Raw genomic sequence first — 579 nt, 5'->3', positions numbered from 1 at the left:
CTTTACGGTATTGCATGCCGTCGAAGCTGATTTTTTCCAATGCGCTATACGCCTTGGCTTTGGCTTGCGCCACATCGTCGCCCAATCCTACGACACACAATACACGGCCGCCGTTGGTCAATACGTCGCCTTTCTCGTTTGCCCTTGTGCCAGCATGGAAAACTTTGCCGATTTGGTTGGCAGCATCCAGACCGGAAATAACATCGCCTTTTTTAGGCGTTTCGGGGTAATTTTGCGCCGCCAGCACCACGCCTACGGCAGTTTGCGGGTTCCATTCTGCAGTTACGCTATCGAGTTTGCCGTCTATTGCCGCTTCGACCAAATCCGACAAGTCACTGTTCAGACGGCTCATAATCGGTTGAGTTTCGGGATCGCCAAAACGGCAGTTAAACTCAATCGTATAGGGTGCGCCGCTTTGATCAATCATCAAACCTGCGTACAGGAAGCCGGTAAACTCATGCCCTTCCGCTTTCATACCCGCCACGGTCGGCAAAATAATCTCGTTCATCGCGCGCTCGTACACGGCAGGCGTTACCACAGGCGCGGGACTGTACGCGCCCATACCGCCCGTATTCGGAC

1 protein-coding gene is annotated in these 579 nt (G+C 53.7%); it reads right to left on the bottom strand.

Going from position 1 to position 579, the window contains the following annotated elements; translation table 11 throughout:
- Positions 1-579 (bottom strand): phosphoribosylamine--glycine ligase (locus ACTHUR_RS16340; RefSeq protein ID WP_440399729.1); only part of this gene is annotated, 579 nt, incomplete at both ends.

It is taken from the genome of Neisseria sp. P0021.S007, from assembly GCF_051956855.1.
This window is presented reverse-complemented; position numbering and strand designations above follow the sequence as displayed.